This window comes from Brevundimonas sp. TWP3-1-2b1, assembly GCF_049896165.1.
GTDB classification, from domain to species: domain Bacteria; phylum Pseudomonadota; class Alphaproteobacteria; order Caulobacterales; family Caulobacteraceae; genus Brevundimonas; species Brevundimonas subvibrioides_B.
The window spans coordinates 338,016-346,050 of sequence record NZ_JAFCTT010000002.1; the positions used below are offsets into that span (position 1 = coordinate 338,016).

An 8,035-nucleotide genomic window follows, 5' to 3' on the forward strand; every position below is an offset into this window, starting at 1 on the left:
CGTCAGCGGCCGGGCGTTCTCATCAGCTTCGCCACGATGTCGAGAGGCATCGTGATCCGTGTCCGCTCGTCCAGATCGAGGGTTTCGAGTAGCGCATCGAACAGACTGGTGCCGGAAGTGCGACGGACCCGCTGGGTACGGGGGGGAGCCAGCAAATTGGTCGCCACGTTGTTGAGGGTCGCCCAAGCCTCAATGGCGCCCTGAAGCCGATCCCGGTCGGCTGGGGTCGCAATCGGCTCAAGGATCAAATCCTGCGACGTGATAATCGGGAGCCCCGAAGCCTCGGCCGTCGTCCGATGAACGTCCGCGACAGAGAGCACGGGTGACACGCCGACCATGCGGACCATGCCGGGTTCAAGGCGCGTGGTGAAGGCCTCTACGATCCGGCGGTTTAAACTCAGCCGTTGTGGCCGTTGGGCGGCCGGAACTCGCTCAGGCGGTCTGGCGTCGGCGACGTCGGCTGGCACCGCCCAAAGAACCTTCTCGTCGTTCGGGTCGACGAACGTCCGCACTTTGTCGCCAAGATCATGGTCGATCAGCACAGCCAGCTTCTGGCCACCGAGGACAATTTTTAGATCGTGGCCGCGCCGCATCAAATCCGCGCCGAGCTTAGCCAGCAAATAAGGTTTTTGGCCGCTCTCCCACGACTCCAGAACCAAAGTGGTCAGGTCGGCCTTCATAGCTTCGAGTTCGTTCACAAGATTCACCCTTCGATCCCGGATTCTCTAGGACCGCATCGAACGGCGCGAAAGGGGGGCAGGACGCGCCCGGAGACTTTCCACCCCCTGGATCGTCGATCGGAGGCAAATCAACTTTGGCGATGGATCGATAGCGGCGGTATGAGCGGAACCTAGATCTTGTACTTCTGATCAGTGTAGGATTGAACGGTGCGGGACGCGGGGCGCGTCTTAGTGGAGCTACGATAAGCCGATGCGAGCAATTGACCTCTACTCAGGCGTTGGGGGTTGGTCATTGGGTTTGCGGCTCGCCGGCATCGAGGTCGTTGCCTCCTATGAGCGATGGAGTCCCGCAAACGAGACCAACTTCAAGAACAACCTTCATCAAGCCCAAAGCGTCGACATACGGCGGCTCACCTTCGCTGAGCTGCCGAAGGATATCGACGTTGTCGTCGGTAGTCCCCCATGCACGCAGTTCTCCTTCTCTAACAGAGGAGGCAGTGGCGATCTCGATGATGGACTTGAAGACATCATCCGTTTCCTGAGCATCGTGGACCACCTTCGTCCCAGGGCGTGGGCGATGGAGAATGTGCCTCGCGTCGCGCCGATCATCAGGAGGGAGTTGTTGGAGGGTGGTCGCCTCCAACAGTTCGCCCACCTCGGCCTTGAACCACATGTCGTCAACATGGAGGATTTCGGCGTGCCCCAACGGCGACGCCGATGTATCGCCGGGAACTTCGATTTCTCGCTATTGCAGTCCTATTCGCCGAAAACTCCCCGCCGGACCTTGGGCCAAGTGGTTGCCGCCTTGGCGGCCGATCCAGTGATCGATCCGCTCTACGGCCTTGAGATGTCGCAGGCTGATCTCCTCGACCACGATGCAGAGGTGCCGCTCAACGTGGAGGAGGTGCGGATCAATCGGGCAACCAAGGTCACGCATCCGGTGTACAATTCGATGCCATTCCCGGATCCGCTGGACCGCAGCGTCCGCACAATCACTGCGACCTGCACGCGGGTCTCGCGTGAGAGCATCATAATCGAGGCCCCGAACGCCTCGGAGACCTTCAGGCGTCTCACTGTCAGGGAGCGCGCGAGCCTCCAAGGGTTCCCAACCACGTTCCAATTCTACGGTGGAAGCTATGCGCAGAAGTTGCGGATGGTCGGGAATGCCATTCCGCCCGCCTTCGCGTTCTTGGTTGCAGAGGCGTTCATGGGGCGGAAGCCTGAAGACCTTCCGACGCTATCCTCGGCGGCCATCGGCCTAAAGTCGCCAATGCCACCGCCCGCGAAGACCGTTCCCGACCGGCCGGGTGCGACCTACCCAGCCACCCGCAATTTCCGGTTCGCGATCACCAGTCTGAGACTGAAAAGCGGCGTGCGCTTCGAGTTGGCGAACGTCGTGTCAAGCGATCACGCTGATTGGAGGGTCGCCTTTTGGTTCGGGACCTCGAAGTCGATCCAGTCCCTACGGCTCGACGAGCGGCAGTATCGCGATCTTTGTGCCGGGCTTCCGGCAGCGGTTACAGAAGCATGTGCCGCCCCCTTGGCTCGCCTCGTCGATTTCATTCGAGATGCTGACGTCAAGAACATACAGACCCTATGGAGCCATCAAGGCCCCGGGGAGACGCGGGCATTTATGCTCCTGGACGAGCTTGATGAGGTCGGAGGCCTAGTCAGAGCAGCGTTGGCAGTACACGACGCGTCAGCACAAACTGCCATTGTCGCATCTGTCACGTGCGCGTTCGGCGATGACCTCACGGGCGTACCGGGCGTGCCGAAGCTCATCCGCAATGCGCCGCTAATCCTCGCGGGCCTGCTCATCGGGTCGTTGGCCAACGTGGAACTCTCCAAACATGCTGGCGCTCCGACGAGAGGGAACCGCAAACAAGTCGCAGCCAACAGACTTTAACTAAGGGGCCACCGTCGAGGCGGGGCCCCTCGATACCAAAAGATCAGCCTAGGGCGCGGCATTCATAGGTCGTAGGTGATACGTCCCAGCTCGGAGGACTTGAGAGAAACAGGGCCGAATACGGCCCGGGGATGATCTCAGGCCGATAGTCTGCTTCGGCCATGCGTCGACGATCCACAAGATAGAGCGCGTAGGCCTCTCCGAGCGCTGCCGCTACATTGATCTCATTGCGGGTCCAAAAGAACCGCTTCTCTCCAGCGAACGACTTCACTTCAATATGCAGGTCGTGGTGCAGGACGGTCGACCCAGAGAAAGACGCTATGTCGTAGCCGGCTGAGACGTTCTCCTCGGACACCCGCCGGACCTGATCAAAAAGCAGGTGATCTTTCAGACGACGACGCTCGTGGGCCAAAACCCAAAGTTCCGCTTCCAGACCATGCTCGGCTTGGGCGGCTAACGCCGCCTCAAGCTGCGCCGGGGTCATGGGACGACGGACGGCTTGCTGGTTCGCGGCGCGAGCAGCGCGCAAGAAGACATCGCTATGGCTTGGCGTAACCCTCCAATACCGCTCCTTTGCGCTTGAGCGGGAGGCTACGTTGAATTCCAGGAGCCAAAGCAGAAGTCCATCCTCCGAGCCCGGGAGGAGGCGCGAGTCCAGCCAAATGCCATCATCGCCACGAGCCTGGAGGCAGCGCGGGCCGACAACCTCAATACGATCGGCGAGCAGGGCGGCCGTGGCCGAGGCAATGCTAGACTGGAAATGCCTTTCAGCGACGCCGACCGTGATGCGCGTTTGATCCGCCGCCTTAAGCAACCCGAACCGGGACAACAACGCGATGGTGTTTCGCGCCCGGGATCGCGACGCTGATGCGACTGCAGTCAGGTCGGCGAGCGCACGCTCCTCGGTGCACCCCTCCGCCCGTAGGCCGATAAGGGCGAGCAGGGCGAGAGTAAGCCTCGCCGGGAGCAGGCCATCAGCGGGTCTTGCGGCGTTCATAGGCATCAAGGATGGCGCGGATGTCGTCCGTGCTTTCAGTGTCGCCGAGGGCGGTCAGCAAAGGAATGTCCTCGGCGTCGACGAGGTCCGCCAGGCGCTGCTCCTTAACGATCAAACGGGCGTCGATGTCGTCATCGACCGTCCCCGCTGCGACGAGATGGTAGTAGGTCACAGGCAGGCCGCCCGAAGGATTGTATCGGTGGATGCGGTCCTTCGACTGGATGTAGCGCCCGGCATTGAAATCCCGGTCGAAATAGATCGCCGACCTGCAGGCTTTATGGAGTGAGATCGACTCCCCCACCGCTTGTGGATTGGCGATCAGGATGGCGGGCCCAGAAGTCTTGTGAAAGCCGTCGATGATGGCCTCCCGCGTGCCTTCGGCTGGGTCCTCGTCGGGCTCGCCAGATGCGACCGGCGTTGCGCCGGTCAAGACCTCAACGAAAGGAGCGCTACCTAAAAAGGCTTGGCGGAGAAGCTCAAGGTTGCCCAAGAAGTAAGACCAGATCAGGACCTTGCCCTGTTCACGCAGGGTTTCGCCCACTAGCTCACGACAGATTTCCAAGCGCGAAAGATCACGCATCGCGTCGAAGGATCTGATTAGTTCGGCGACCTCCAGTTCGCCGACGGTGAAATCGCCAGTGCCGCCGGTGTCGAACACGCCCTCATCATCTAGCGGCCGGAGCAATAGTTCAGGGTTCACGCTGGCTTGCCGCAGGCGGATGAGGCGCGCTCGCACCCGAACGGGGGCCTCGGGACGGTCGAGTTCTTGGCGCAACTGAGGAACGATCTTCCGTTCGAGGCTGCGGTAAATCCGCTCGTGGATGTCTGCCATGGCGATGGGAACGCGTTGTTCGGTCATGTCAGGCAGACCAAGGTCGCTCTTACGGATGCGTGTGAAATAAGGCCGTATCCGCGTCTTCAACTCATCGATCGCCGACGGCATCGCACCGTCTGTCATGGCTCGCAGGGTCGCGGCCGGAAACCCCACGATGTGGCGGACCGGATAGAGGAACTTGAAGAGGTTCGCCAAATCCTCATAACCGTTGGGTGCCGGGGTGCCCGTCAACACGACACGAGACCTCGCCAACGGCGCGAGCCGAAGGGCGGCGTTCGCCTGCTGGCCATCGGCACTTTTGACGTAGTGAGCCTCGTCAAGAACCATCATAACTCGGCCGCCGCGACGAAGGAGGACACGGAAGTCCTCCTCGTTGTTCACCAGCGTCGGATACGACGTCAGTGTGAGTTCGACTTCCCGGGACCCTGGTATGATTCCACGGAGGTGGTCGGTACGCTCCGTGATCGGAACCGCACCGCTAATGCGCTTGGAATTGGCGCGGCGAAGGAAGATCGCTTCAAATTCATCCTCCCAAGCCTTGAATGACGACAAGGGCCCGACGATCAGAAGCCGGTCCACACCCTTCTCGTCGTCTGGCGATAAGGCTTTGAGGTAGGCGTACGCCGCATAGACAATCGACGTTTTGCCCGCACCCGGCACAGAGAAATTACAGGCGTGCTGCGAGAACGCGAGATGGAAGGCCGACAGCAGCTGCTTGCGGTAGAAGGTCCGCCCCGGGCAAGCGGCCTCCACCACCGACACGAAGTTTCTGAAATCATCGGTCTCTATCTGGCCGTGCCAGATATCGTCAGCGTGCCGCGAGAAAACAGCAAAGCGGCGCTCTTCTGCCTCGACCAATTCGAGCGCGTCGGAGACGTGGCCGCTGGAGGTCAGGCCAACGCCGATCCTCCCAAAGATTTTCGACAGCGCCTGGTAGCGGGAAGACAGCACCTCGGCGGAGGTAGGGAAGAACACGTCGCCGGACGTTTCGACCGTTCCGCTGGCCTGTCGAAGATAGGCCGCGAAGAGGGGATTGCGGCGAAGTGCATCATCAGCGCCTTTGAGTACAAGGACCTCCTCGACAGCGTCGAATTCGAGACTGACTGACATCAGCCGACGCGGGCCTCAGCCCGCGCTTGCTCCTCAAACTTTTTCTTTATGGCGAAGGTGAGCCTGTTGATCTCGGTCGCGAGCGCGAGATTGTCGGTCGCGGAGAGGAGCGCCGCGCTCTCCAGGTCGATCTTGTCGAGATAGTCTTTCGCCCGTTTCAGATATTCCCCGGGTTTGAGCACCTCGGTGGCTAGGTTGAGCTTGTAGCTCGATTGGCCAAAGTTCCGCTTCATCTGGTCGCGGACACGTGCGGACCAGTTCAGATCGCGTGCCTTGGCGGCGTCGGCCTTGCTCTCGAACTGATCGGTGTTGTCGTGCATGAAGTCCTGAAGCGACCCCATCTCTGTTGTGACGGGATCGACGGTCTTCTGGTGACCTTCTCTAAAGGCTTCCCAAATCTCTTTGGCCGCAAAGAAATTCTTGCCCTGACCTTGATGTGAGATTTCCCGATACACCTTCTTGGCGTCAGCGAAATCCCCAAGGCGGATGTAATCGAACTGGATCAGCCGCAACTCCATGGGATCGAGTTCGGGGTCGAACGCCCAAGGGATTTTGTGCTTCCCGCCACTGATACGATTCAGGTCGTTGTGCAGGTCAACGAACATACCCTCTTTGGTGCCGTCGCTGTCTTTCAACATGGTGTAAAGGCGAGGGCACCCGATGTGCTCGAGGTAGTCGTCCATCAGCGCCATGATATCGAGTAGGCGCTTGGCGTTGCCGGGCCGCTCGTTCATGAGCTTGTCAATCTGATCTTCGGGGATGCCGAGGTCCTTCAGGCGCCTTACATGCAGGTATTTTTGCAGGGGCCCGTAGTCGACCTTGGCGTCCTCACCGAGCTGGTACTGGGTCTCAAGGCGGACGATCTCGGTTTGGTTGTCCGCATATGCATCCGGCAGGATAATCGCATCGAAGTATTGCTTCTGACCGGTCTTCTTTTCTAGCCGCCGCAACAACATTGCGCGCCGATTTCCATCGATGATGACGCCATCGAGGCTAACGATGCCTGGGCGCTGCTGGCCCTTGTCGTCGAGGTCGGAAAGCGTTTGCTTGTTCTTCTGCGGCGCAGAATCCCAAAGCAGTTCCTCGATTTTCTCGTGCAGGTCCTCATCGTAGTCGTCGGGCGAGACGACGTTCTCCTGTTCCCAGGTGAGCATCTCCGCTTCGAGCCGACCGTTGTGCCGATTGTAAATCAGGTAATCGAGATCGATAGTCGACACCTTGTGGGGCTTGGTGTCCCCACGGTAAAATAGCTTCTGGACTACCTGGTCCTTCTCCGGTTCGCGAAGAGCTGTGAGTTTTTCAATTCGCGTTTCGGTGCTCAGGATCATGCACGTCCCCCGTATGACAATCTTGGCGGGAGAACATGTTCTCCCGATGCCGCCCCATGTTTGCCACACGCTACACGTTGGTGCCGGGGCCTACCAGATCACACGTCGGGCGCGAATGCACTCCCCCGTAACACTATGCTCCACCGAACCTCCTGACCGGGCGTTTTCGGCCTCAAGATTAAGACGGCGTCTCGGTTGTCAATCGGCGTCCAAAAGGGACCCCCTATAGGCGTGCAATAGGGACCCCCTTTTGGTGTTCGGGATGGACGTCACGAGCGCACCGCTTGCGAGGGTTGGGTCGTAGGGAGGGCGTAGCCCGACTGGAGGCTCAACCCTCGCTTGGCGTTCTTCCTGGTAGGGTCAGCTGCGGTGTTTAAAGCGCCAGCTGTCGTTGCCGGTCTCGACGATGTCGCAGTGGTGGGTGATGCGGTCGAGCAAGGCCGTCGTCATCTTGGGATCGCCGAACACGGTCGGCCATTCGCCGAAGGCGAGGTTGGTCGTGACGATCACCGAGGTGCGCTCGTAGAGCTTGCTGATCAGGTGGAACAGCCGCTGACCGCCCGAGCGTGCGAACGGCAGGTAGCCCAACTCGTCGAGGACAACGACGTCGAGGCGGCAGAGCTGAGCGGCCAGCGCACCGGCCTTGCCCAGACGGGTTTCCTCCTCGAGCCGGTTCACCAGGTCGACGGTGTTGAAGTAGCGCCCCCGTGCGCCAGCGCGCACGACGTTGGCGATGATGGCGCTGGCCAGGTGCGTCTTGCCTGTGCCGGTCCCGCCGACCAGCACGACGTTGCGCCGGTTCGTCAGGAAGGAGCCGTTGTGCAGGGAGCGCACCAGCCCCTCGTTGATTGGGGTGTCGTCGAACACGAAGGCGTCCAGGTCCTTCACGGCAGGTAGCTTGGCCGCCGCCATCCTGTAGCGGATGGAGGCCGCATGCCGATGGGTCGTCTCGGAGCGCAGCAGGTCGGCGAGGATCTCCATGGTCGTGCGCTTGCGCTGCAGGCCCGTGGTGACCACCTCGTCGAAGGCGCCGGCCATGCCCTTCAGGCCCATGCCGGCCAGCGCCGCTATCATCTCATGCCGCTGCATGCAGGCCTCGCAAGCTGTCGTAGCGGTCGCAGTCGGCCAGAGGCGGATGCCGCAGCACCAGGTCTTCGGGTGTAACGATGCTCAGCGGCC

6 protein-coding genes are annotated in these 8,035 nt (G+C 60.7%); 1 reads left to right on the forward strand and 5 read right to left on the reverse strand.

Annotated features, from left to right (window positions below; genetic code table 11):
* Window positions 1-2 precede the first annotated feature (2 nt).
* Window positions 3-698 (reverse strand): hypothetical protein, encoded by a 696-nt coding sequence (locus ACP7AB_RS03445; RefSeq protein WP_426046093.1) that lies wholly within the window; start codon window positions 696-698, stop codon window positions 3-5.
* 232 nt (window positions 699-930) lie between these two features.
* Here ACP7AB_RS03445 and ACP7AB_RS03450 point away from each other — a divergent pair, with 232 nt between their 5' ends.
* Entirely contained in the window at window positions 931-2,586 is a 1,656-nt protein-coding gene (locus tag ACP7AB_RS03450) for a DNA cytosine methyltransferase (RefSeq protein ID WP_426046094.1), read from the forward strand.
* 43 nt (window positions 2,587-2,629) lie between these two features.
* Here the strand turns inward: ACP7AB_RS03450 and ACP7AB_RS03455 are convergent, their stop codons facing one another.
* The 4 genes from ACP7AB_RS03455 to istB all read right to left on the reverse strand — a co-directional run bounded on the left by ACP7AB_RS03455 (window position 2,630) and on the right by istB (window position 7,945).
* Window positions 2,630-3,583, reverse strand: coding sequence for a DUF3883 domain-containing protein (locus tag ACP7AB_RS03455; protein WP_426046095.1), 954 nt, complete (start codon window positions 3,581-3,583; stop codon window positions 2,630-2,632).
* Window positions 3,561-5,528: a DEAD/DEAH box helicase gene (locus ACP7AB_RS03460; protein ID WP_426046096.1), complete on the reverse strand. Its 1,968-nt coding sequence runs from the start codon at window positions 5,526-5,528 to the stop codon at window positions 3,561-3,563. The genes ACP7AB_RS03455 and ACP7AB_RS03460 overlap by 23 nt, the downstream gene beginning before the upstream one ends.
* On the reverse strand, window positions 5,528-6,856 hold the full coding sequence (locus ACP7AB_RS03465; RefSeq protein ID WP_426046097.1) for a hypothetical protein: 1,329 nt from the start codon (window positions 6,854-6,856) through the stop codon (window positions 5,528-5,530). Before ACP7AB_RS03465 ends, ACP7AB_RS03460 begins: the two co-directional genes overlap by 1 nt.
* 360 nt (window positions 6,857-7,216) lie before the next feature.
* A complete protein-coding gene (istB, locus tag ACP7AB_RS03470; RefSeq protein WP_426046098.1) occupies window positions 7,217-7,945 on the reverse strand; it encodes an IS21-like element helper ATPase IstB in 729 nt (242 codons plus the stop codon).
* Window positions 7,946-8,035 lie beyond the last annotated feature (90 nt).